General features: G+C 34.6%; 20 protein-coding genes, 1 riboswitch and 1 other annotated feature. All 20 genes read left to right on the top strand.

Annotated elements, in window-relative coordinates:
* Positions 1–12 precede the first annotated feature (12 nt).
* The 20 genes from pyk to tig all read left to right on the top strand — a co-directional run bounded on the left by pyk (position 13) and on the right by tig (position 25,368).
* Positions 13–1,773 carry a pyruvate kinase gene (pyk, locus tag C7J90_RS10025; RefSeq protein ID WP_103209653.1) on the top strand — a complete coding sequence of 587 codons (1,761 nt, stop codon included), beginning with the start codon at positions 13–15 and terminating at the stop codon, positions 1,771–1,773.
* A 545-nt stretch (positions 1,774–2,318) separates the two neighbouring features.
* Positions 2,319–3,437: a citrate synthase gene (locus C7J90_RS10020; RefSeq protein WP_103209655.1), complete on the top strand. Its 1,119-nt coding sequence runs from the start codon at positions 2,319–2,321 to the stop codon at positions 3,435–3,437.
* 47 nt (positions 3,438–3,484) lie between these two features.
* Complete coding sequence (gene icd, locus C7J90_RS10015) at positions 3,485–4,747, top strand: NADP-dependent isocitrate dehydrogenase (RefSeq protein ID WP_103209657.1); 1,263 nt, start codon at positions 3,485–3,487, stop codon at positions 4,745–4,747.
* A gap of 245 nt (positions 4,748–4,992) precedes the next feature.
* Positions 4,993–5,697, top strand: coding sequence for a response regulator transcription factor (locus C7J90_RS10010; RefSeq protein WP_103209659.1), 705 nt, complete (start codon positions 4,993–4,995; stop codon positions 5,695–5,697).
* Positions 5,698–7,398 carry a two-component system histidine kinase PnpS gene (gene pnpS / locus C7J90_RS10005; RefSeq protein WP_103209661.1) on the top strand — a complete coding sequence of 567 codons (1,701 nt, stop codon included), beginning with the start codon at positions 5,698–5,700 and terminating at the stop codon, positions 7,396–7,398. It begins immediately after the preceding gene.
* 174 nt (positions 7,399–7,572) lie between these two features.
* Entirely contained in the window at positions 7,573–10,206 is a 2,634-nt protein-coding gene (gene polA / locus C7J90_RS10000; protein ID WP_103209662.1) for a DNA polymerase I, read from the top strand.
* A gap of 18 nt (positions 10,207–10,224) precedes the next feature.
* The gene (mutM, locus tag C7J90_RS09995; RefSeq protein ID WP_103209664.1) at positions 10,225–11,097 is read left to right on the top strand and encodes a bifunctional DNA-formamidopyrimidine glycosylase/DNA-(apurinic or apyrimidinic site) lyase; all 873 of its coding nucleotides are present in this window, start codon (positions 10,225–10,227) and stop codon (positions 11,095–11,097) included.
* 16 nt (positions 11,098–11,113) lie between these two features.
* The gene (gene coaE, locus C7J90_RS09990) at positions 11,114–11,737 is read left to right on the top strand and encodes a dephospho-CoA kinase (protein WP_103209666.1); all 624 of its coding nucleotides are present in this window, start codon (positions 11,114–11,116) and stop codon (positions 11,735–11,737) included.
* A gap of 363 nt (positions 11,738–12,100) precedes the next feature.
* Positions 12,101–13,099: a glyceraldehyde-3-phosphate dehydrogenase gene (locus C7J90_RS09985; RefSeq protein ID WP_103209668.1), complete on the top strand. Its 999-nt coding sequence runs from the start codon at positions 12,101–12,103 to the stop codon at positions 13,097–13,099.
* An 834-nt stretch (positions 13,100–13,933) separates the two neighbouring features.
* The gene (gene nrdR / locus C7J90_RS09980) at positions 13,934–14,401 is read left to right on the top strand and encodes a transcriptional regulator NrdR (protein WP_103209669.1); all 468 of its coding nucleotides are present in this window, start codon (positions 13,934–13,936) and stop codon (positions 14,399–14,401) included.
* Between the two features lies 1 nt (position 14,402).
* Complete coding sequence (locus C7J90_RS09975; RefSeq protein ID WP_103209671.1) at positions 14,403–15,773, top strand: replicative helicase loading/DNA remodeling protein DnaB; 1,371 nt, start codon at positions 14,403–14,405, stop codon at positions 15,771–15,773.
* Positions 15,773–16,696 carry a primosomal protein DnaI gene (gene dnaI / locus C7J90_RS09970; RefSeq protein ID WP_103209673.1) on the top strand — a complete coding sequence of 308 codons (924 nt, stop codon included), beginning with the start codon at positions 15,773–15,775 and terminating at the stop codon, positions 16,694–16,696. Before C7J90_RS09975 ends, dnaI begins: the two co-directional genes overlap by 1 nt.
* Before the next feature lie 332 nt (positions 16,697–17,028).
* Positions 17,029–18,972 (top strand): threonine--tRNA ligase, encoded by a 1,944-nt coding sequence (gene thrS, locus C7J90_RS09965; RefSeq protein WP_103209674.1) that lies wholly within the window; start codon positions 17,029–17,031, stop codon positions 18,970–18,972.
* Positions 18,973–19,016: 44 nt separating this feature from the next.
* A riboswitch (Lysine riboswitch) is annotated at positions 19,017–19,191 on the top strand.
* Between the two features lie 182 nt (positions 19,192–19,373).
* Positions 19,374–20,879 carry an amino acid permease gene (locus C7J90_RS09960; RefSeq protein WP_103209676.1) on the top strand — a complete coding sequence of 502 codons (1,506 nt, stop codon included), beginning with the start codon at positions 19,374–19,376 and terminating at the stop codon, positions 20,877–20,879.
* Positions 20,880–20,920: 41 nt separating this feature from the next.
* Positions 20,921–21,056, top strand: a sequence feature (ribosomal protein L20 leader region).
* A 24-nt stretch (positions 21,057–21,080) separates the two neighbouring features.
* Entirely contained in the window at positions 21,081–21,608 is a 528-nt protein-coding gene (infC, locus tag C7J90_RS09955; protein WP_167389015.1) for a translation initiation factor IF-3, read from the top strand.
* Between the two features lie 23 nt (positions 21,609–21,631).
* Positions 21,632–21,832, top strand: coding sequence for a 50S ribosomal protein L35 (gene rpmI / locus C7J90_RS09950; protein WP_103209678.1), 201 nt, complete (start codon positions 21,632–21,634; stop codon positions 21,830–21,832).
* Positions 21,833–21,897: 65 nt separating this feature from the next.
* Positions 21,898–22,254 (top strand): 50S ribosomal protein L20, encoded by a 357-nt coding sequence (gene rplT / locus C7J90_RS09945; RefSeq protein WP_103209680.1) that lies wholly within the window; start codon positions 21,898–21,900, stop codon positions 22,252–22,254.
* Between the two features lie 168 nt (positions 22,255–22,422).
* Complete coding sequence (locus tag C7J90_RS09940; protein ID WP_103209681.1) at positions 22,423–23,034, top strand: NUDIX domain-containing protein; 612 nt, start codon at positions 22,423–22,425, stop codon at positions 23,032–23,034.
* A 9-nt stretch (positions 23,035–23,043) separates the two neighbouring features.
* Positions 23,044–23,967: a hypothetical protein gene (locus C7J90_RS09935; protein ID WP_103209683.1), complete on the top strand. Its 924-nt coding sequence runs from the start codon at positions 23,044–23,046 to the stop codon at positions 23,965–23,967.
* A gap of 87 nt (positions 23,968–24,054) precedes the next feature.
* Entirely contained in the window at positions 24,055–25,368 is a 1,314-nt protein-coding gene (tig, locus tag C7J90_RS09930) for a trigger factor (protein ID WP_103209685.1), read from the top strand.
* Positions 25,369–25,445: the final 77 nt, after the last annotated feature.

Below are 25,445 nucleotides of genomic sequence, written 5' to 3'. Positions count from 1 at the left end.
GAGGCATTATTTATGAAAAGAACAAAAATCGTATGTACGATTGGACCAGCTTCAGAATCTGAAGAAATGTTAGAAAAGTTAATGAGAGCTGGAATGAATGTGGCTCGTTTAAACTTTTCACATGGGTCACATGAAGAACATGCTGCACGTATCACATCGATACGTAAAGTTGCGAAAAAGTTAAATTTAAATATAGGTATTTTATTAGATACAAAAGGGCCTGAAATTCGAACGCATGATATGAAAGATGGCATCATTACATTAGAAAAAGGGTCAGATGTCATTGTAAGCATGTCACAAGTAGAAGGCACACCTGAGAAATTTTCTGTAACATATCCTGAATTAATTAATGATATTCATGTTGGTTCATTTATTTTATTAGATGATGGATTAATCGAATTAAAAGTTAAAGAAATTCACGAAAATAGTGGCGAGATTTTATGTGAAGTTTTAAACACTGGTGAATTAAAGAATAAAAAAGGTGTTAACTTACCAGGTGTTAAAGTAAACTTACCAGGTATAACAGAAAAAGACGCAGAAGATATTCGTTTTGGGATTGAACAAGATGTTGACTTTATAGCAGCAAGTTTTGTACGTCGTGCGAGTGATGTTCTTGAGATTCGTAAAATTTTAGAAGATGTCAATAATCAAAACATTAGTATTATTCCAAAAATCGAAAATCAAGAAGGTATTGATAATATAGACGATATTCTTGAAGTATCTGACGGACTAATGGTTGCTCGTGGCGATATGGGTGTTGAAATACCACCAGAAACAGTACCAATTGTGCAAAAAGACTTAATCCGAAAATGTAATAAGTTAGGTAAACCTGTCATTACTGCAACGCAAATGCTTGACTCAATGCAACGTAATCCACGTGCTACTCGAGCAGAAGCATCAGACGTTGCTAATGCGATTTATGATGGTACAGATGCTGTTATGTTATCGGGCGAAACAGCAGCAGGTGCATATCCTGAAGAAGCTGTTAAAGCTATGAACAGTATCGCTTGTGCAGCTGAACAAGCACAAGATTATAAAAAATTACTTTCTGACCGCACTAAACTAGTTGAAACATCACTTGTCAATGCAATTGGGGTATCAGTGGCTCATACAGCGCTCAATTTAAATGTTAAGGCCATTTTAGCATCAACAGAAAGCGGTAATACAGCACGTACGATTTCAAAATACCGTCCAAAGTCAGACGTTATAGCGGTAACACCATTTGAAACAACTGCACGTCAATGTAGTTTAGTTTGGGGTGTTTATCCTGTTGTACGTGAAGGAAATTATACGACAGACGAACTACTCAACAATGCTGTAGCAACTGCGATTGAAACAGAACGCGTTCAAAATGGTGATTTAATCATCATAACTGCAGGTGTGCCTACTGGTGAATCTGGAACAACTAATTTAATGAAGCTTCATTTAATCGGGGAAGATATCGCTAGTGGTCAAGGTATTGGTCGTTCATCAGTTTGTGGGCGTACAGTTGTAGCTGAAACAGCACAAGATCTTGAAGGCAAAGACCTTAGAAATGCTATTATTATCACACCTTCAGTAGATAATGAAATTGTACCGTTCCTTGATCAAGCTGCAGGACTTGTTACTGAAGAAGGGGGATTAACATCTCCAAGTGCCATCATCGGTTTAGAAAAAGGTATCCCTACAATTGTTGGCGTTAACAATGTAACAAAACAAATACCAAATGATATACTTGTTACAGTAGATTCTGCACAAGGTAAAATATTCGAGGGCTACGCTAACGTACTATAATCAAACATAAAGCCCAAACATTGAAGACGAATTCGTATAATATGCGCATTCGTCTTTTTTAATTCCTAATCATATCATGAGAAAAATAGCCTAGACAATGTTCTTCATGAAAGTTATTATTTTCTTCTCTATACATAATAATTGAAAATAAAATAATTTTAAGAGAAAATGATAAAAGATATATCCTAACTGCAGCATGCGGTATTACATAATATAAGCGTTAATCGACAAACATACAGTTGAATGATATGTTATTTTTACAATATTAGTGTTAATTAAAAACAAATCAATCGCTATCAATTCTTTTTATTGATATTGATAAATAATGCGAATGATGATGATAGTCTTATATAAAAGCGTAATTTAAAAATGATAAACCCTTATGTCATGCGATTTTTAGGATATATTTAGAAATTTACACACCATTAATGTTTGATAATTCAGAATTTAGGAGTTCTTAAAATGTTCACAAATATATATTTATTGGCTATAATGATATTGAAAGCCATTATAAAGAACGAATATAAAGTAAAGGGGAAATTATTATGGCAGAATTAAAGAAAGGTCTTGAAGGGGTAATCGCAGCAGAAACTAAAATCAGTTCTATTATCGATAGTCAGCTCACTTATGCAGGCTATGACATAGATGATTTAACTGAAAATGCTGAATTTGAAGAGATTATTTTCTTGTTGTGGAATTACCGTTTGCCGAATCAAAAAGAATTGACTGAATTAAAAGAAAAGTTATATAAATATATGACTTTGAATCCACGCATGTACAGTCATTTTGAAGAGTATGCGACGGATGAAGTTCACCCAATGACAGCATTACGAACATCAGTATCTTATCTTGCACATTTTGATGAACATGCTGATGACAATGATGAAAGTGCATTGCAAGAACGGGCGATTAGAATTCAAGCTAAAATAGCATCGCTAGTGACGTCATTTGCACGCGTACGAGAAGGAAAAGAGCCTGTTAAACCAGATGCATCATTGAGTTATGCAGCGAATTTTCTGTATATGTTAAGAGGGGAAAAACCTACTGATGTAGAGGTTGAAGGATTTAATAAAGCGCTAATTTTGCATGCTGACCATGAACTAAACGCTTCAGCATTTACAGCGCGTTGTGCAGTATCATCACTATCAGATATGTATTCAGGAATTACTGCAGCTGTTGGTTCATTAAAGGGACCTCTACATGGCGGTGCGAATGAACGAGTAATGAAAATGCTAAAAGAAATTGGTTCAATTGATAATGTTGAACCATATTTGGAAAAAGCATTTGAAAATAAAGAAAAAGTGATGGGCTTTGGTCACAGAGTATACAAAAACGGAGACCCAAGAGCGAAGTATTTAAAAGAAATGAGTCGTAAAATAACAGAAGAAACAGGTCAAAAAGAACTATTCGAAATGTCAGTTAAAATTGCTGATATTATGAAAGACAAAAAAGGACTGCTTCCAAATGTCGATTTCTTCAGTGCGACTGTCTATCATAGTATGAATATTGAATATGATTTGTTTACACCAATTTTTGCAGTCAGTAGAACAGCTGGTTGGACAGCGCATATTCTTGAACAATTAAGAGACAACAGAATTATGCGTCCTCGTGCAACTTATGTTGGTGAAGTTGATCGTAAATACACATCAATTGATGAACGTTAATTATAAAATGTTTAATCATAAAAGCTATTAGTGGAGGTATTCAAACGATGAGTGAAAAAATTATAAAAACTGAAAGTGGATTACAAGTACCAAATGAACCTATTATCCCATTTATTATTGGTGACGGTATAGGCCCGGATATTTGGAGTGCAGCAAGTCGCGTTATTGATGAAGCTGTCAAAAAAGCATATAACGGTGACAAAAAAATAGCGTGGAAAGAAGTTTTAGCAGGTCAAAAAGCATTTGATGAAACTGGAGAATGGCTTCCAGCAGAAACTTTAGATACGATTAAGTCATATTTAATCGCTATTAAAGGCCCACTTACAACACCGATTGGTGGGGGGATTCGTTCTTTAAACGTTGCTTTACGTCAAGAATTAGACTTGTTTACATGTTTACGTCCTGTAAGATGGTTCCAAGGTGTACCATCTCCTGTTAAACGACCAGAAGATGTTGACATGGTGATTTTCCGTGAAAATACAGAAGATATCTATGCTGGTATTGAGTTCAAAGAGGGTTCTGATGAAGTTAAAAAAGTCATCGAATTTTTACAAAATGAAATGGGAGCTAAAAATATCCGATTCCCTGAAACGTCAGGAATTGGTATCAAACCAGTTTCTAAAGAAGGAACTGAAAGACTCGTTCGCTCAGCGATTCAATATGCTTTAGATAATAACCGAAAAACTGTGACGTTAGTGCATAAAGGTAACATTATGAAATTTACTGAAGGTGCATTTAAACAATGGGGTTATGATTTAGCTGAAAGAGAATTCGGAGATAAAGTGTTTACTTGGCAACAATATGACAAAATCGTTGATGAAAAAGGTAAAGACGAAGCAAATGCTGCTCAAGATCAAGCGGTTAAAGACGGTAAAATTGTAATTAAAGATTCAATTGCTGACATTTTCTTACAACAAATTTTAACTCGCCCAGAAGATCATGATGTAGTTGCGACAATGAATTTAAATGGTGATTACATTTCTGATGCTCTTGCTGCTCAAGTCGGTGGTATAGGAATTGCACCAGGTGCCAATATCAACTACGAAACAGGACATGCCATTTTTGAAGCGACTCACGGTACAGCACCAAAATACGCAGGATTAAATAAAGTTAATCCATCGTCTGTATTACTTTCAGGTGTGCTTATGTTAGAACATTTAGGTTGGCAAGAAGCTGCAGATTTAATCACGCAATCAGTTGAAAAAACGATTGCTTCAAAAGTAGTAACGTATGATTTTGCTCGTTTAATGGAAGGTGCGACTGAAGTTAAAACATCTGAATTTGCAGATGCATTAATACAAAATTTGTAATAAATCTATAGCTTAATCAATTTCGGATAAGATTGCCAAAAAAGGTCAATCTTATCCTTTTTTTAATATAATTATCAAGTTGTTAATCAAAGGGCTTAAATATTATCAATTTAAAAGAGAAATTGAATATAACTTTAACTTTATGTAATGATTGTATTAAGATACTGTAAAATCACTTAATGACATATGATTTTTAAGTTGATTTTAAGTTATAATGAAGAAAAAGATGATTAGGAGGTAACGTCATGGCTCAAAGAGTGCTTGTTGTTGATGACGAACAATCCATTGTTACATTATTAAAATACAATCTTGAACAAGCAGGGTATATTGTGGAAATTGCTCAAGATGGTGAAGAAGCGTTAATAAAAGTTGAAGAAACAAAACCAGATCTTATTGTATTAGATGTTATGTTGCCTAAAAAAGATGGTATTGAAGTGTGTAAGACTATAAGGTCTGACAAGAATCAAGTCCCTATATTAATGTTAACAGCTAAAGACGATGAATTTGATCGTGTTTTAGGTCTTGAGCTAGGTGCGGATGACTATATGACAAAACCTTTTTCGCCAAGAGAAGTTGTTGCACGTGTTAAAGCGATTTTGCGACGCTCTTCATATACACAAGTTGCAAATAGCTCCGAACAAGATGAAGATATTGTCATTGGGGCGATAAGAATTCGGCCGGACTTCTTTGAGGTGTATCGCAACGATGAATTGCTTGAGCTGACTCCTAAAGAATTTGAACTATTACTCTATCTAGTTGAAAGACAAGGACGTGTTATTACTAGAGAGCATATGTTAAACTCAGTTTGGAACTATGAATTTGCAGGGGATTCTCGTATAGTAGATGTACATATAAGCCATTTGCGTGATAAACTTGAAGAAAATCCTAAACAACCTCAATTTATTAAAACGGTTCGTGGTTTAGGCTATAAATTGGAGAGACCTAAATAAATGCTTAAATTTTATCATAAATTATTAATAATACTTACAACAATTACTGTTGTAAGTTTTCTTCTATTAGGATTTATTGTACATAATGCGATTTATACCATCTCAGTTGAAGATCAAAAAAATGAATTAACGAAACAATCACAACAAATTCTGTCATTACACTACGAAAATAATGATGCTCGAATTCAACTGTTGTCTGATATTTATAAAGCTAATATGCTTATCATAGAAGGCAATCGTAAATATAAGTTTAATTCGAGTGATAATTATTCAATAGAAAAACGGGAACGCGAAATCACTAATCAGTTATCGACAGAAACAAGTGCCTATATTTTAAATGGTAAAAAAGGGGAGTATTTATTCGGTTATAAGAATAATGACGTTACAATATTAATTAGTGGTAAATATACAATGGTTTATAACTTGCAATTAGAGTTTTGGAAATATCTCATCTTGGTTGGGATGTTTATCATTGCGCTCATATATTTTTCAGTGCGTTATATTAATCGTACATATATTCAACCGATTAACGAGGTATCATATGCTGCATCTTTATTAACGGAAGGTAACTATAAAGTACGTGTACCTGAGAGTAGTGTCAAAGAAACAAAAGATTTATATGTCACTATCAATGTTTTGGCAAGACGATTGGAAGCGCTAAATCGTGCGCAAAAAATTCAACGTAATCGATTAGTGACAACCTTAGAAAATATTCCAAGCGCAGTATTAATGATCAATAAAAATGGAAAGATTGTAGTCGCTAATCAAACGTACTATGAAATATTTAATCAGAGTGACAATGTTGAAAACAAAAATTATCAACAATTTTTAAATGATACTTTAAAAAAACTGGTAGTCGAGGGATTCAGAACGGAACAGGCTGTTCATGGTCAAGTTGAACTTTATGTTAATAATATACATCAAAAGTTTTTTGATACATCTTGTGTTCCAATCTTATCTCGTACAAGAAAGAAACTTGAGGGTATGGTCGTTGTTTTACATGATATCACTAAATTAAAAAAACTCGAAAATTTAAGACGTGATTTTGTTGCGAATGTTTCTCATGAGCTAAAGACGCCGATTACATCAATGAAAGGATTTACAGAGACATTAATTGACGGTGCTAAAAATGATCCTGAATCTCTAGACATGTTTTTAGGTATTATTTTAAAAGAATCTAACCGAATTCAATCATTAGTAGAAGATTTGTTAGATTTGTCTAAGATTGAACAGACTTCGACTTTAGAAAAACATCAGATTAATTTATCACAGGTGGCAGAATCGTCGTTGTCAGTTATCAAACCTATTGCTGATGATAAATTCATTACCTTGAAAAATGCGGTTCAAAAAAATGTTTTAGCAATGGCTGATGAAAATAAAATATCACAAGTCATTGTTAATCTATTGTCAAATGCAATTAACTATTCTTCTCCGCATAAAACCGTTACTTTACGTGTATATAATGTAACGAATAGCCAAATTATTGAAGTGATTGATGAAGGCATCGGCATGAGAGAAGAAGATAAGTATAGAATATTTGAACGATTTTATCGTGTTGATAAAGCTAGAAGTCGTGATTCTGGAGGTACTGGACTCGGTTTATCGATTACTAAGCATATCGTTGAAGGGTATGGTGGCCATATTGAAGTTGAATCTGAACTAAATGTTGGATCTACATTTAGAGTGATTTTACCAAGCTAGTTTTTTAGGTGCGTTTTATATTTTAATACATGGTGGCTTAATATAGGTTGATTATCTATTTTAAGTCGCCTTTTCTTGTACAAGTGACTTAAGGATAAGTACCACAATGGCATATGATATGGATAAAACGAGTTCTGTGATAAAATATAAACAAACGGTGTTGGAGGGAAAAGCGTGGATAAACTAATTTTAATTGATGGTAATAGTTTAAGTTTTAGGGCATTTTATGCGTTGCCATTATTACAAAACAAAGCAGGTATACATACGAACGCTGTATACGGATTTGCTCGATTACTCGAAAAAATATTGAAAGAGGAAAAACCCTCACATTTTCTAGTCGCATTCGATGCTGGAAAAACGACATTTCGTCATGAGACTTATCAAGATTACAAAGGAGGTCGCCAAAAAACACCACCAGAATTAAGTGAACAATTTCCATATATTCGTCAATTACTAGAGGCGTATCAAATTCAAAGTTATGAGTTAGAAAATTATGAAGCGGATGATATTATTGGAACGTTGAGCCGTGAAGCAGATGAGCAAGGCATGCAAACCATTGTTATCACAGGTGATCGTGATTTAACGCAACTTGCTTCACAAAATGTTACGATTTATTACACTAAAAAAGGTATTACTGACGTGGACCATTATACGCCAGAGTTCATCTCTGAAAAATATAATGGGTTAGTACCGAGTCAAATTATAGATTTGAAAGGATTAATGGGAGACACCTCTGATAACATTCCTGGAGTTGCGGGAGTCGGTGAGAAAACAGCGTTAAAATTATTGCATCAATTTAATTCAGTTGAAGGTGTATATGACAATATTGACGAAGTTTCTGGTAAAAAATTAAAAGAAAAACTCCAAAACAGTCAAGAAGATGCTTTGATTAGCAAGAAATTAGCGACGATTAATCGTAATTCACCTATTTCAGTTAAGTTAGAAGATACAAAGCGACCAGATTTAGAAGACGAAACTCAAAAGATTCAATTGTTTAGAGAATTAGAATTTCGTCAATTATTAGATGCATTAGACCAAGATGCATCACAAACTGCAGAAGATATTCATAAATCTTTTGAACCTATAACTGATATCAATCAGATTGTTTTTGAGAAGTTAGAGGTTGCATCGATTCATATTGAAATGGAAGGTGTGAATTATTTAAAAGATACGATTCTAAAATTCGGTATTTTTGATGGTGAGCAGTATGTTGTATTAGATCCTAGCGAATTAAAACAACATCAAGGTTTAGTAGATTGGCTAGAAGATAACGAGTCTCAAAAATATGTATATGATGCAAAAAAAACGTATATAGCATTGAAACGACTTGGTGTGAATATCCAAAATATTACATTTGACACAATGCTTGCAAGCTACTTAATTGATCCTTCACATGCGATTGATGATGTTCACTCTGTCATGTCTTTATTCGATCATACTTATGTTAAAAGTGATGTTTCAGTATACGGCAAGGGTAAAACTTTTAGTGTGCCTGATGATAAAGTTTTAAATAAGCACGTTGCATCCATTTTAGACGCGGTTTATGAAGTGCGTCCGAAAATGCTTGAAATTTTAGAGTCAAATCAACAACTTGATCTGTTGATAAATATGGAAATGCCGCTAGCTTATATTTTAAGTGAAATGGAATATGTAGGTGTATATACTGATCAAAAGACATTACAAGAGATGGAAAAGGAACTACAATTACAGCTTGAAAAGTTAATTTCTGATATACATGAAAAAGCTGGAGAATCTTTTAATATTAACTCACCAAAGCAACTTGGTGTCATATTATTTGAAAAGCTAGAGTTGCCTGTCATTAAGAAAACGAAAACAGGTTATTCAACTGCAGTGGATGTGCTTGAAAAATTACAAGGAGAACATCCGATAATTGACTCGATTTTAACTTATCGTACTTTGTCGAAATTACAATCAACTTATGTAGAAGGATTGCAAAAAGTGATATGGGAAGATGGCCGAATTCATACACGATTCAATCAAACATTAGCTCAAACAGGTCGTCTGTCATCCGTTGACCCGAACCTTCAGAATATTCCTATTCGTTTAGAAGAAGGGCGAAGAATACGTAAAGCTTTTAAATCATCACATGAAGACTATGTTATATTGGCAGCCGATTACTCTCAAATTGAATTGCGTGTACTTGCTCATATTACAGGTGATGAAACATTACAACGCGCTTTTAACGAAAATGAAGACATTCACACAACGACTGCGATGAAGGTGTTTAACGTGAGTGAAGATAACGTCACGCCATTAATGAGACGTCAAGCGAAAGCTGTTAATTTTGGTATTGTTTACGGCATTAGTGATTATGGGTTAAGTCAGAGTTTAGGTATTTCACGAAAAAAAGCTCAAAAGTTTATAGATGATTATTTAAATCATTTTCCAGGTGTTAAAGATTACATGGAGCGCGTAGTCCAAGATGCTAAACAAGATGGTTATGTTGAAACATTATTAAAACGCCGTCGCTATATTCCTGATATAACAAGTCGTAATTTTAATAAAAGAGGATTTGCTGAAAGAACTGCTATGAACTCACCTATTCAAGGTAGTGCAGCTGATATTATTAAGCTTGCGATGGTTAACTTTAACGAAGCTATTAAACAAACAGATTATCAAGCCACTTTATTATTACAAGTACACGACGAGTTAATTTTTGAAGTGCCTAAATCTGAAGTGGACTCATTTAGCATATTCGTTGAAGATATTATGACAAATGCTTTAAAATTAGATGTCCCATTATCAGTCGAATCAGATTATGGAAAAACTTGGTATGATGCTAAGTAGAAAGAGGTCAATAAACGAATGCCAGAATTACCAGAAGTTGAGCATGTTAAAAGAGGTATAGCGCCGCATATATTAAATCATAAAATTAAGCGTGTGCAGTTTTCTGAAAAAGTAATATTAGGGAAATCACAAGGTAAAGATACCATCATTAAAGGAATAACCCTTGAGAAATTTAAGTTATTTACAGAAAACTATGAAGTGACACAAATAGAAAGGCGAAGTAAATATATATTAATATATCTTAAAGACAACCATACCACACGAATCATAATTTCTCACTTAGGAATGTCAGGTGCTTATTTTGTTGTTGAAAAGCTCGAAGATATTCCGATATATAATTATCAAAAACATTGGCAAGTGGTCTTTCATTTAGAAAATAATAAGATGTTAGTGTATTCAGATATTCGTCGGTTTGGTGAAATTAGAAATGTGCAAACACTCGAAGATTATCCATCTATATTAGAAATAGCACCTGAGCCGTTTGATGAAAAAGCGATGGATCATTTTATGAATCAGTTTCATCTAAAAAAATATCAAAACATGTCGATCAAACAAATGATACTTGATCATAAAGTGATTGCCGGATGTGGTAATATTTACGCTTGTGAAGCACTGTTTGACGCTTCTATTCATCCTCAAACGAAGGCACAAAATATGACTGAAGAAGCTAAGCGCCGTCTATTTAACAGTGTTATCAAAGTATTATATATGGGTATTGAAAATGGCGGTACGAGCATTTCAGATTATGTACATGCTGATGGCGAACGTGGAACAATGCAAAATAACTTAAAAGTATATAAACAAAATATTTGTTCAGTTTGTGGTGGAATGATTAAAAGAGAGATTATAGCTGGACGTAACACACATTATTGCCCAAACTGTCAATTATAAAAGGAAGAGGGAAAATATGCCAAAAGTGATTGGACTTACAGGAGGCATTGCAACTGGTAAATCAACAGTTGCAGAATTGCTTCAAATACATGGCTTTAAAATTGTGGACGCCGACGTAGCATCTCGAAAAGCAGTTGAAAAAGGATCAGAAGGTCTTGAAAAAGTTCGAGCTCTATTCGGAGAAGAAGCGATTACAGCAGAGGGTGAAATGAATAGAGCGTTCATTGGACAAGAAGTATTTTACGATGATGAAAAAAGAGAAAAACTCAACCAAATTATTCATCCAATTGTCAATCAATTGATGAAGAAAGAGCGTGATGACTATCTTGAAAAAGGTTACAACGTGATTATGGATATACCTTTATTATTTGAAAATGGATTGGAAGACACTGTTGATGAAGTTTGGTTGGTTTATGCTTCGGAACCTATACAAATTGATCGATTAATGGCACGAAATAATATGTCAATTGAAGATGCCAAAGCGCGTGTTTACAGCCAAATTTCAATTGATAAAAAAAGTCGAATGGCAGATGTTGTGATTGACAATTTAGGGTCTAAATTAGAATTAAAACAAAATTTGGAAAAGGTGCTCGTAGAAAAAGGGTTTTTAGACGCATATCATCCAAATGATACAGAATAAAAAATATGAAGTCGAAACGTCATGTTTGTGAATTGATGAGAGTTTGAGAGAAGGTGCGTAATGCAACCTGAATAAAAATGAAATACTTCTCGATGATTCTAAGTTGATTCACATTGATAGGATTGTGACACAACAATATTTTCTTATGGGAAATAATAAAAAGTATTGTCTCAATCTATCATGAATGCATGATGTTTCGGCTTTTTTTGATGAATCGTAAACATTTAGCGAAACATCTATGGCCATTTGTGTATAAGTACAACTTTAAAGTGAAATTGATGATAGAAAACGATTTCAATATGATATAAATATGTTATACTGTTTTTATAAAGTATAACACATTATCTAAGGAGTGCTTTTTAAATGACGACGAAGATTGCGATTAATGGTTTAGGTCGAATTGGCCGTATGGTTTTAAGAATAGCATTAAATAGAGAAGATATCGAAGTTGTAGCGATAAATGCAAGTTATCCATCAGAGACTATTGCACATCTTCTTAAATACGATACAACTCATGGACGATTTAATCAAACTGTTGAAGCGACAGAAACTGGCATAAAAGTAGAGGGTAAAGAGATTAAATTAGTGTCAGATCGTAAGCCTGAAAACTTGCCGTGGCGTGATTTAGGTATCGATATAGTTGTTGAGGCAACAGGTAAATTCAATCATGGGGACAAGGCGATAGCACATATACGTGCAGGTGCAAAAAAAGTCATTTTAACTGGTCCATCAAAAGGCGGGGATGTTCAAACGATTGTAAAGGGTGTTAATGATAACACATTAGATGTCGATAAGTATGACATATTTAGCAATGCCTCTTGCACAACAAACTGCTTAGCCCCTGTTGCAAAGTTATTAAATGATGAGTTTTGTATTAAGAATGGCTTAATGACAACAGTCCATGCAGTAACAAATGATCAAAATAATTTAGATAACCCTCATAAAGATTTAAGACGTGCTCGCGCTGCTTTTGAAAGCATCATACCAACATCAACTGGAGCTGCAAAAGCCTTAGCATTAGTATTGCCAGAACTTGAAGGAAAACTTCATGGTATGGCATTACGAGTGCCTACTAAAAATGTCTCGCTCGTCGATTTAGTAGTAGACTTAAATCAATCTGTGACGAAAGATCAAGTCAATCAGTTATTCAGAGATAATAATTTAGACGGTGTTATTAATATAGTCGATGAACCTTTAGTTTCAGATGATTTCACTACAGATGCACACTCTGCTATTATTGATGCACCATCAACAATAGTAATGAATGATAATAAGGTGAAGGTATTAGCTTGGTATGATAATGAATGGGGTTATTCTACACGAGTTGTGGATGTTTTACAGATGATTGCTCAAAAATTATAAATTATTAGAATAGATGTGAGGATGAGACTGGGACATCAATCCCAAAAGGATAGCGTAGAGATGATTCATGATTGAATTACCTCTACGCTTTCCTTTTATCAATCATTCGTATTGTTTGGGCTCTCAGTCAAATTGGACTGGTCGCATAAAATTAAGGCGTTATGCAATAATGGATTGCTTAACGCCTTTTTCGTTGTGTGATCATAAAGTCTTGAACATTAATGTCTCTTTTAATACGACATAAATCAGTAAAATTGAGTTGGTAAAACATACTTTATAACTTAGGGGTATGAATAAATATAGCACATTTGATTGATTCCTAAGCCGAGACTTCTGAGGCATCTTGCCGTAACCGAAAATCCATTTTAAGATTGGGTAAGTTCAATCTTAAAATGAGTTGAGGTGAGGCGCCTAGAAAAGCGAGACTTTATGGAACAATCAAATAAATGAAATTATTTATACACCAGTCCGATTTACTATAGAACCATTGTTTGGCTCGCATTTCCTAGGGGATGGGTCGAGCCTTGGTCTCGACGCTCATCCTATTCCCTCAGGCGTCTCGCCAACAATACGACGTGATATACATGTCATTTTACTTTAAAATACTTTTAAAAAAAGACACTTTCGTATCATTGAATGAATCATCTCATTATAAGAAAACTTCGAGATATTTACGTCCCAGCCTGTTCTTTTATGATATAAGCATTTAAAAAGTAGAAGGGCTTAAAATATGTAAATTGTATGCTTTAAATATACAGTTTAGTATGAACAACTTTTGATATGTTGTGGTTTATAGTATAATGAAGCAAAATCAACATGAAGAAGGTGGAAGTCGTGAAATGCCCCAAATGTAATCATTCGCAATCTAGAGTAGTAGATTCTAGACATGCGGATGACATGAACGCAATTAGAAGAAGAAGAGAATGTGAAAATTGTGGTACACGTTTCACAACTTTTGAACATATTGAAGTAAGTCCTCTAATCGTCGTTAAAAAAGATGGGACAAGAGAGCAATTCAATCGCGAAAAAATATTAAATGGTCTAGTTCGCTCTTGTGAAAAGCGACCTGTTGGATTACAGCAACTAGAAGATATTACTAATCGTGTAGAGTGGAAGTTGCGTGAAGAAGGGATAGCTGAAATTTCCTCACGTGATATTGGTGAGTATGTGATGGATTTGTTGATGCATGTTGATCAAGTGTCATACGTTCGATTTGCATCAGTGTATCGTGAGTTTAAAGATGTGGATCAACTGTTGCAATCTATGCAAGGCATTTTGAAAGAGAATAGACGGAGTGAGTAGTATGTCTATATCAAGGTTTCAATCAAAATTGAGCTCTCATGATGGTTTCGTAGTTGTGCGACAATTCCAATACCATACGCATCACTATGATATTCTAAACCGTTTATTTACACCTTTAATTGGTGCTTCTGCAATAGGTATCTATCAATTTTTAAATCAGTTTGAAGGCATCACATTTAAAGAAGGAATGACACATTACACGATGATGTCTGAATTAAAGATGAACTTGATAGATTTTAGAGAAAATCTGGATTTGTTAGAAGGTATAGGTCTTTTAAAAACATTTGTTAAACAAACAGATGAGGAGACAAAGTTTATCTACGAGTTAATACCACCACCATCTGCATATGAATTTTTTAATGATCCGATGCTCTCTATATATTTTTATGAGACAGTCGGTCAACAAAGGTTTCATAAGTTGAAAGCTTATTTCTTACCTTCTCAAGTTGACTTGTCAGGTTTTTCTGAAGTAACAAAGACATTTACGGATGTTTTTAAAGTTCCAAAGCAGGCAACACTTTCAAATGATACCAGACTAAAACCAAGTCATTATGAAGGTTTAGATTTAAGGGATGTTGCATTTGATTTTGAATTATTGGCGGATATGCTCCAAACGTATTTTGTTAGCCGCTCTGTATTATCAGAACCTAATAAATCAGTTATCATACAACTTGCTACGCTTTATCAACTGTCGCCAGATGTGATGAAAACGATGATATTAAAATCTTTAAACAGTGATCAAAGTTTATCTATTACAGATCTACGTAAACAAGCACAAAATTATTATTTAATAGAAAACCAACAGCAATTGCCAGCTTTAAATGTACAAAGTCGATTAACACAAGCAAGCCATTCAAAAGAAGATAATCTATCTGTCAAAAGTTGGGATGAATGGTTTGAGTTAATGGATCAAACAAGTCCATTAGTCATGTTAACGTCGTATGGCGGATCTGAACCCCCTAAATATCAAAAGGAAATGATAGAAGAACTCATGAATAGAGAAGGCTTTGGTTTTGGTGTTATTAATGTCTTGCTACAGTATGTGATGCAAAAAACGGATCGAAGTTTGCCTGAAAAATATGTCTATTCCGTTGCATCAACATGGAAAAAAAGCGGTGTCACTGATGCAAAATCGGCATATCAAAAGGCGATGGAAGTTCAAAAGAATCAAGAACAAGCGAAAAATAAAAAATATAAAGAACCTTCTACTGGAAAGCGAAACAAGTATCAGCATACTAAAGAGGTACAGCCACGCTGGATTACACATCCTGAAGAATTTGAGCAAAAAAATGAAGATCAAGATGCTTTGGCAAAAGATAGGGCTGCTTTTTTAAATAAATTAAAAAACAAACGACGGGCAGGTGAAGACTGATGCAACAGTTTAACCGTATTATCGGCAACAATCAATCTATCCAAAAAAAAATCGAAAAAATTAAACGTCAAGTATTGAATGATCCGGACATCAAACAGTTTTTAGAGACGCATCAGTCTGAAGTGACTTCACAAATGATTGATAATGATTTGAATGTTCTCCAAGAGTATAAAGATCAACAAAAGCACTATGATGACAATCATACTTTTGCAAATTGTCCAAACTTTGTGAAGGGGCATATACCTGAGCTTTATATCCAAGATCATCATATTAAAATTCGCTATAAACCTTGTCCTTGCAAAATCAGACATGACGAAGAGAAAAAATCTAATAGTATGATAACATCATTTCATATGCATTCGGACACACTCAACGCTAAAATAAAAGATATTTACATGACAAGACGTAATCGCCTTGATCTCGCGATGAAGTTAGATGATGTCATTGATGCTATTATTGAGAATAAGCCGACTAAAGGCTTTTATTTGTACGGTGCATTTGGAACGGGGAAATCATTTATTCTAGGTGCAATTGCGAATGAATTGAAAAATAGCCGCGTATCTTCAATGATTATTTACGTTCCTGAATATATTAGAACATTAAAAAATGGTTTTAGAGATGGAACTACAGCTCAAAAAATTCAACAAGTTAGAGAAGCTCGAGTATTATTCTTAGATGATATTGGTGCAGAAGATATGACGCCGTGGGTACGTGATGAAGTGTTAGGTCCTATACTACATTACCGTATGATTCAAGAACTTCCTACATTTTTTAGTTCGAATTTGAGCTTAGAAGAGTTAGAAGTACACCTTTCAGATACGAAAAGTGGTATAGATGGTATGAAAGCAAAACGTATTATGGAACGGATCAAAACGTTAAGCGATTCATATCTTCTAGAAGGTGAAAATTATAGAAAGCATTGAAAAAATGAAAATTAGCGTTATAATAGAATTAACTTAATAACAGTTTTAAAATTCAAGGACATGATGTTACATTTATTACTGTACAGAGAGCTACTAAACGTTGAGAATGTAGTCTGTAATATGTGATGATTACTCCCTTATATAGATGATGTTTGTAATGAACGTCCGGCTCAAGACCGTTATCTTAAGTAAAGATGAGACTCAAGCATCGGTTATGATTGTTATCATGTGATGCAGATGTCTTAAATTAGGGTGGTACCGCGAAACCTCGTCCCTTATTGGGAGGAGGTTTTTTGTTTTTATTGCTGTTAAAGATGATGAGGAGGATATCAATGTCAAAAATTAATGTGCGTTTTCCAGATGGTAATCAAAAGGAATTTGAACAAGGAGTGACAACTGAAGAGATTGCTCAGTCTATTAGTCCAGGCCTTCGTAAAAAGGCGGTTGCAGGTAAATATAATCATCAACTAGTAGATTTAACAAGACCGTTAGAGGTCGATGGTGATTTAGAAATTGTTACACCAGATAGTGACGAAGCATTAGAGGTGTTACGTCATTCTACTGCGCATTTAATGGCTCATGCTCTTAAACGTTTGTATGGAGATGTCAAATTTGGTGTAGGTCCAGTGATTGAAGGTGGATTTTATTATGATTTTGACATGGATGAAAAAGTTTCAAGCGATGATTTCGAAAAGATTGAAAAAACCATGCGTCAAATTGTAGATGAAAATCATAAAATCGAACGTAAAGTAGTTTCTCGCAATGAAGCTAAAGCCTTTTTCGAAAACGATGAATATAAATTAGAGTTAATTGATGCTATTCCAGAGGATGAAAATGTAACACTCTATACACAAGGTGAATTTACAGATTTATGTCGTGGGGTGCACGTGCCATCAACATCAAAAATTAAAGAGTTTAAGCTTCTTTCTACTGCTGGTGCGTATTGGCGTGGTGATAGCGATAACAAAATGCTCCAACGTATCTATGGTACAGCATTCTTTGATAAAAAAGCGCTAAAAGCCCATTTGAAAATGTTAGAAGAGCGTAAAGAACGCGACCATCGTCGAATTGGTAAAGATTTAGAATTATTTACAAATAATCAGTTGGTCGGCGCAGGGCTTCCACTTTGGTTGCCAAATGGTGCAACAATTCGTCGTGAAATTGAACGATACATTGTTGATAAAGAAGTCAGTCTTGGATACGACCATGTATACACACCAATAATGGCAAATGTTGAATTGTATAAAACATCAGGGCACTGGGATCATTATCAAGATGATATGTTCCCGGCCATGCAGCTAGATGCTGATGAAGCAATGGTTCTCAGACCAATGAACTGTCCCCACCATATGATGGTTTATGCGAATAAACCACATTCTTACCGTGAGTTGCCGATTCGAATTGCTGAACTAGGTACAATGCACCGTTATGAAGCAAGCGGCGCTGTATCTGGATTACAACGTGTAAGAGGGATGACATTGAATGATGCGCATATTTTTGTTCGTCCTGATCAAATTAAAGAAGAATTTAAGCGCGTTGTATTGATGATTTTAGATGTATACAAGGACTTTGGCTTCAAAGATTATACATTCCGTTTGAGTTATCGTGATCCAGAAGATAAAGAGAAATATTATGATGATGATGAGATGTGGAATAAAGCGGAAAAAATGTTAAAAGAAGCGGTTGATGAATTAGGATTGGATTATGAAGAAGCTATTGGTGAAGCAGCCTTTTATGGTCCAAAACTGGATGTGCAAGTGAAGACTGCGATGGGTAAAGAAGAAACATTGTCAACAGCTCAGCTTGATTTCTTATTACCTAAAAAATTCGAACTCACATACATTGGTCAAGATGGTGAACATCATCAACCTGTTGTTATCCATCGTGGTGTTGTATCAACAATGGAACGCTTTGTAGCATTTTTAACTGAAGAGACTAAAGGGGCATTTCCAACATGGCTTGCGCCTCAACAAGTTGAAATTATCCCAGTTAATGTTGATCTGCATTATGATTATGCTCGTCAAATTCAAGATGAGTTGAAATCACAAGGCGTTCGTGTCAACATAGATGATCGCAATGAAAAAATGGGGTATAAAATCCGTGAAGCACAAATGAAAAAAATTCCTTATCAAATTGTTGTAGGGGATAAAGAAGTTGAAAATAATGAAGTGAATGTGCGTCAATATGGCTCTAAAGAGCAACAAACTAAGGAAAAAGACACATTCATCTGGGATTTAGTTGATGAAATTCGATTGAAAAAGCAAAGACAGTCTTGATAGAAACAGACATATAGTGTATAGTGAAAATTAAATTAAATAGAGATTTAGTTAGAGGATGCATTTGCAATAAGTAACTTGTCAGAAGTATTGATGGTACGTATGTTGAATGAGTGAAAGGTGTCGATGCCGAAATTATAAAAGACTATCAACTTTTATAGTTGGGCTAGTTTTCAAATAGGAACTAGACTGTCACAGATGTGATGCGCTGCTATTCATACAGTAAAAAGGGTTGCATCATAAAGGTGTAGCCCTTTTCTCTGTTTTGGGTCATAAGTTAAAGCTTGATAGAGAGAATGTTGAGAGATTTAAATGTATTAAGTAAAAATAGTAGTGCCAATTTTATTTAGCCTTATTATTAGAGCTTCACATGACCTCTAAGTAAAAGAAAGGACAAATTTATGAGTAATGATGTTTCGAATCAAAATACCGTTCAGCGTCATCTGAAAGATCGACATATCTCAATGATTGCAATTGGAGGCGCAATAGGAACTGGTTTATTTATGACTTCTGGTGGTGCCATTCATAATGCGGGACCTCTTGGCGCCTTATTAGGATATGCAATTATTGGTATAATGGTGTTCTTTTTAATGACTTCTTTAGGCGAAATGGCAACTTATTTGCCTGTTTCAGGGTCATTTAGTACCTATGCAACACGTTTTGTTGACCCTTCGTTAGGGTTTGCATTGGGATGGAATTATTGGTTTAATTGGGTGATTACAGTTGCAGCTGATGTAACCATTGCTGCTCAAGTCATTCAGTATTGGGAACCACTTCAATTCTTGCCAGCTTGGGCATGGAGTTGCATTTTTATGGCGATCATATTCAGCCTTAATGCACTGTCTGTACAAGTATACGGTGAGAGTGAGTATTGGTTTGCATTTGTCAAAGTTGCGACAGTTATTATTTTTATTATCGTTGGATTACTTACTATTATTGGAATAATGGGAGGCAGTGCTGTTGGATTTGATGTCTTTACAAGAGGCGAAGCACCATTATTAGGAGATGGATTAGGTGGCAATCTTCTAGTTGTTTTTGGTGTATTTCTAATTGCAGGGTTTTCATTTCAGGGTACAGAACTTGTCGGGATTACTGCAGGTGAGTCAGAAAATCCAGAGCGTGCTGTCCCAAAAGCGATTAAACAAGTTTTCTGGCGTATTTTACTCTTCTATATATTTGCAATCTTTATTATTGGAATGTTAATTCCATATAATCATGCTGCATTAATGGGTGGTGGAGATGATATTGCTACGTCACCATTTACGCTTGTTTTCAAAAATGCAGGACTTGCGTTTGCAGCATCATTTATGAATGCAGTTATACTGACATCCGTTTTATCAGCAGGAAACTCTGGTATGTATGCAAGTACACGGATGTTATATTCCATGAGTAAAGATGGATTGGCATCAAAAGCATTTGGCAAGACCAATCAGAAAGGAACACCTATTATCTCAATGTTATCAACAGCATTAGTTGTCATCTTAATCTTTGTTGTGCAACATTTAAGTGGAAATGCTTATGAATATATCGTTGCGGCTAGTGGTCTAACAGGTTTTATCGCATGGTTAGGTATTGCAATCAGTCATTATCGCTTCAGAAAAGCATTTGATGCACAAAATTATGATGTAAGTCAGTTGAAATATCAAGCTAAGCTGTTTCCTTTCGGACCAATACTTGCACTGATTTTATGTATTGTTGTCATTATTGGACAAGATGTGGATTTCATCACGAGTGGCGACTTTGACCCTAAACGATTTTTAATTACTTATATGGGAATACCGGTATTTTTAATTTTCTTCTTTTATCATAAAATAAGATATAAAACGAAACGAATACCTTTAGAAAAAGTAAACTTAGATCCACATGTTTCAATGGAAGAAAGAAACTTTCAAAAAAAGGTTGACTAAACACTAAATCGTTGGTATAGTTGTTTTTGTTGAATACGAAACGGACCAAGTAGAAGCAACCCGCTTCTCACCTGTAGCGACGCTTTATGCTGTTGGCAGGTTAACGATTTAACATGTGTGATAGTTCATGTTGACGTTTGAAGCGGGGGTGGTATACCCTCGCTTCTTTTCGTGCTTGGACCATTCGTAAAATTATTGGAGGTGTCAACCATAGCTAAGGATCAAACGCAAGTAAATGAAAAGATTCGTGCAAAAGAATTACGTCTTATTGGTCAAAATGGTGATCAAATCGGTGTTAAACCAAAACGTGAAGCATTGGAGATGGCAGACCGACTTGGTTTAGACGTTGTAGTTGTTGCTCCAAATGCTAAGCCACCTGTTGCACGTATCATGGATTATGGAAAATACAAATACGAGCAACAGAAAAAAGAAAAAGAAATGAAAAAGAAACAAAAAATTATTAACGTGAAAGAAATTCGTCTAAGTCCAACAATTGAAGAACATGACTTCAATACTAAGTTGAAAAATGGGCGTAAGTTCTTATCTAAAGGTGATAAATGTAAAGTTTCAATTCGTTTCAGAGGGCGTGCAATTACGCATAAAGAAATTGGCCAACGTGTTTTAGAAAAATTTGCTGATGAATGTAAAGACCTTGCAACAATAGAGCAAAAACCTAAAATGGAAGGTCGTCAAATGTTCCTTATGTTAGCCCCAATCAATGAAAAATAAAAAGATACTAGGAGGACATCATTATGCCTAAAATGAAAACTCACCGCGGAGCAGCGAAACGTGTTAAAAGAACAGGATCAGGTAAATTAAAACGTTCAAGAGCTTACACATCTCACTTATTCGCGAACAAGTCTACAAAACAAAAACGTCAATTACGTAAAGCAACACTTGTATCAAAAAGTGATGCAAAACGTGTAAGTCAATTATTAACATACGTAAAATAAGCGCATTTAAATCAATGACATGGGTATGAAACGACATACCATAGAGATAAAAGGAGGAATTTACTATGCCACGTGTAAAAGGTGGAACAGTAACAAGAGCACGTCGTAAAAAGACAATTAAATTAGCTAAAGGTTACTTCGGTGCAAAAAGCACGTTATATAAAGTAGCAAAACAACAAGTCATGAAGTCAGGTCAATATGCATTCCGTGACCGTCGTCAAAGAAAACGTGACTTCCGTAAATTATGGATTACTCGTATTAATGCAGCTGCACGTCAACATGACATGAGCTACTCTCGTTTAATGAACGGTTTAAAACAAGCTGGAATTGATATTAACCGTAAAATGTTATCTGAAATTGCTATTTCAGACGAAAAAGCATTTGCTGAATTAGTTAATAAAGCTAAAGCGGCATTAAAATAATAATACTAATCAAAGAGTTGGAATGAGATATAGTTCCAACTCTTTTTTAAATGACAAGAATGAAAAAGTTAAATCATAATGTGTCATTTGATATAGATAACGATAATTACTTTACCTTGAATTTATAGTTTTGATAAGATGAAGAAAATAGGTTAAAGGAGTAAATGAATGTCAAAATTTGATGAGCAAATTACTGTAGTATTAAGAGAACGTTTATTTCAAAATGAGAAATATGCATTCAACGGATTTATTGCTAAAGACGATGCAAAAAGTTTGGAAATCTATAGAGCGCTTGCTGACTATGAAATTAAACGAAGAGGCGACATGGAAGAAGACCCCTCATATAAACAATTAATATCATACTGTTTGCTAGAAAATGAAGATAACGAATTACTTGTCTATGAACGATTGTCAGGTGGCGGTGAAGCGCGTCTACATGGTCAATCTTCAATTGGTGTTGGTGGTCATATGAATGAGGTTTCTAATGCGCAAACGATTGAAGATGTAATCAAGGAAAATGCAAGTCGAGAGCTAGAAGAAGAGGTAGGTTTCACAATTGAACAACCAGAACAGCTTCAGCATATAGGTTTTATCAATGATGATCAAAATGAAGTAGGGCGAGTACATATCGGCGTCGTTTTTAAAGTGAAAGTGAACCGTGATAAAGTGGAAGTGAAAGAAACAGATACATTAAAAATTGAGTGGCAGTCGCTTGATGACATCCATGATTTACAGAATTACGAATCATGGAGTTCGCTCATATTAGAAGCTTTAAAATAGGTGATCAAAATGTCTGATGTTATTCCTTTCCCGAAATTAAAAGAAAAGCTAGTTCGTGATATCACTGAAAGTGTGCAGGATGAAAATTATGAAACTGCTTATGATGTCATTAATGAGTATGAGTCCTATTTTGAGTTAACGGATAAGCTGGCTATCCTTAAATGCGAGGTTTTGTGGGAGCTCAGCGCCTATTTAGAACTAAAAGAAGAAGCTAATATTCTTTTAACTTTAGGATATAAACCTTATGATATCTATATGACCTACTATGTGAAGAGCCTATTTGAACTTGAACAATATCAATCTGTAATGGATATCATTGAGCAAGTCCTTGACGAGGTCACAGAACATCAAACGCGTATGACTTTATTACCTATAAAGGATCGTGCTCGATCTAAATTAGATGAACGCAAAGATTATATGGCATATCGGTTACAGCAATTTCATTCACTCAATCAGCATGAACAGATGCAACTGATTTTATCTCTCATAGATGATAATGCATATCAATTCACTGAAAGCATTAGTTATCTATTCAACACATCATTCATGCCCACACATATCCAAAGTTTGATGCTTGAATATTTACGGCTTGCTGAATATGATCGATGTGTATCAGTCACAAAAGCTTCAAAAACCATTACAGTCATACCTTCAAAGTTAATAGGTTTAGAACATAGCCAATTCAAACGCATCGTTGTACCGGAAGTGATTGCGCTATTAGAAGAGCATATACCATCATTAGTACAAGAGGCATATATCCATTTGAATACACATAATATCGCGCTTTATCCACTTGATATTGAAGAGGTGGCATCTATTAAAGAATGGAAAGAAGCTTATTTGTTATATTTTAAAGAGATGATAGGCCAAATGGATGAAAGTGAATATGCACAGCAAACACTGGTTGAACTTATAAAATCACTAAATACATAGCCGTTCATGTTTAAATCAGCATGAACCTGTGTTATAATTAAGAAGTTGAAAAATTTTAAAAATGATAAATCATGGAGGTTTTTATACATGACAGCAACATGGGAAAAAAAAGAAGGTAACGAAGGCGTTTTACAAGTTACTGTACCTGCAGAAGAAGTAGATAAAGCTTTAGATAAGGCATTTAAAAAAGTAGTCAAATCAATTAATGTACCTGGTTTCCGTAAAGGGAAAGTACCACGTGCTATTTTTGAACAACGTTTTGGTGTTGAAGCATTATACCAAGATGCGGTTGATATTTTATTACCACAAGCCTATAGTAATGCTGTAGTCGAAGCAGGTATTAATCCAGTAGATCAGCCTGAAATCGAAGTAACACAAATCGAAAAAGGTAAAGAATTAAAATTCAATGCAACGGTTATTGTTGAGCCTGAGGTTGAGTTGGGTGACTATAAAGGATTAGAAATCGCTAAACAAGAAACAGAATTAACAGAAGAAGAATTAGAAGAAACAGTGAAGCAACGTTTAGAAGCTATGGCTGATATGGTTGTTAAAGAAGACGGCCAAGTTGAAGAAGGAGACACTGTAAATCTAGACTTCGATGGTTACGTTGATGGTGAGCAATTTGAAGGTGGACAGGCTGATGGATATGATTTAGAAATTGGTTCAGGCATGTTCATTCCAGGTTTTGAAGAACAATTAGTTGGATTAAAAGTTGGAGAAGAGAAAGACGTTGAAGTGACATTCCCTGAAGAGTACCATGCAGAGGAATTAGCAGGTCAACCAGCAACTTTCAAAACAAAAATTAACGAAATCAAAACAAAAGAAGTTCCAGAGTTAGATGACGAATTAGCAAATGAATTAGATTCTGAAGCGAATACAGTTGATGAATATAAAGCTAACTTACGTAAACAATTAGAAGAAAGTAAGCAAACTGAAGCTGAAAATTTACAAAAAGAAGAAGCGATTACGTTAGCGACTGATAACGCTAAGATTGACATTCCAGAAGCTATGGTTAAAACTGAGCAAGATCGTATGTTACAAGAGTTCGCTCAACGTATTCAGCAACAAGGTTTAGACCTAGAGACATATTATCAAATTTCTGGTCAATCAGAAGAAGATTTACGTAATCAAATGTCTGAAGATGCGGAACAACGTGTTAAAACAAATTTAACTTTAAGTGCAATTGCAGATAAAGAAGATATCCAAGTTTCAGACGAAGATATCGATAATGAATTGGAAACGATGAGTAAACAATTTAATATTTCTGTTGAGGACATCAAAAAGACTTTAGGTAATACGGATATCGTTAAGAATGACGTACGTATTAAAAAAGTGATCGACTTATTAGTTAAAGAAGCTAAGCTTGTTGATGCACCTGAAAAAGAAGACGATTCAGAATAATTAATGTGTGATTTAGCTCACCGTAATCAATCGTTAGCAGATACAAATTGATTTTGTATCTGCTATCGTTATTTTAT

The organism is Staphylococcus felis (assembly GCF_003012915.1).
Taxonomy (GTDB): domain Bacteria; phylum Bacillota; class Bacilli; order Staphylococcales; family Staphylococcaceae; genus Staphylococcus; species Staphylococcus felis.
The sequence above is the reverse complement of the archived record's forward strand: the minus strand, read 5'-3'. Positions and strand labels throughout refer to the sequence as shown.

Coding starts and splice junctions, on each gene's coding strand:
- pyk (WP_103209653.1), top strand. CDS start 13: ATGAAAAGAACAAAAATCGTATGTACGATTGGACCAGCTTCAGAATCT.
- C7J90_RS10020 (WP_103209655.1), top strand. CDS start 2,319: ATGGCAGAATTAAAGAAAGGTCTTGAAGGGGTAATCGCAGCAGAAACT.
- icd (WP_103209657.1), top strand. CDS start 3,485: ATGAGTGAAAAAATTATAAAAACTGAAAGTGGATTACAAGTACCAAAT.
- C7J90_RS10010 (WP_103209659.1), top strand. CDS start 4,993: ATGGCTCAAAGAGTGCTTGTTGTTGATGACGAACAATCCATTGTTACA.
- pnpS (WP_103209661.1), top strand. CDS start 5,698: ATGCTTAAATTTTATCATAAATTATTAATAATACTTACAACAATTACT.
- mutM (WP_103209664.1), top strand. CDS start 10,225: ATGCCAGAATTACCAGAAGTTGAGCATGTTAAAAGAGGTATAGCGCCG.
- coaE (WP_103209666.1), top strand. CDS start 11,114: ATGCCAAAAGTGATTGGACTTACAGGAGGCATTGCAACTGGTAAATCA.
- C7J90_RS09985 (WP_103209668.1), top strand. CDS start 12,101: ATGACGACGAAGATTGCGATTAATGGTTTAGGTCGAATTGGCCGTATG.
- C7J90_RS09975 (WP_103209671.1), top strand. CDS start 14,403: ATGTCTATATCAAGGTTTCAATCAAAATTGAGCTCTCATGATGGTTTC.
- dnaI (WP_103209673.1), top strand. CDS start 15,773: ATGCAACAGTTTAACCGTATTATCGGCAACAATCAATCTATCCAAAAA.
- thrS (WP_103209674.1), top strand. CDS start 17,029: ATGTCAAAAATTAATGTGCGTTTTCCAGATGGTAATCAAAAGGAATTT.
- C7J90_RS09960 (WP_103209676.1), top strand. CDS start 19,374: ATGAGTAATGATGTTTCGAATCAAAATACCGTTCAGCGTCATCTGAAA.
- rpmI (WP_103209678.1), top strand. CDS start 21,632: ATGCCTAAAATGAAAACTCACCGCGGAGCAGCGAAACGTGTTAAAAGA.
- rplT (WP_103209680.1), top strand. CDS start 21,898: ATGCCACGTGTAAAAGGTGGAACAGTAACAAGAGCACGTCGTAAAAAG.
- C7J90_RS09940 (WP_103209681.1), top strand. CDS start 22,423: ATGTCAAAATTTGATGAGCAAATTACTGTAGTATTAAGAGAACGTTTA.
- C7J90_RS09935 (WP_103209683.1), top strand. CDS start 23,044: ATGTCTGATGTTATTCCTTTCCCGAAATTAAAAGAAAAGCTAGTTCGT.
- tig (WP_103209685.1), top strand. CDS start 24,055: ATGACAGCAACATGGGAAAAAAAAGAAGGTAACGAAGGCGTTTTACAA.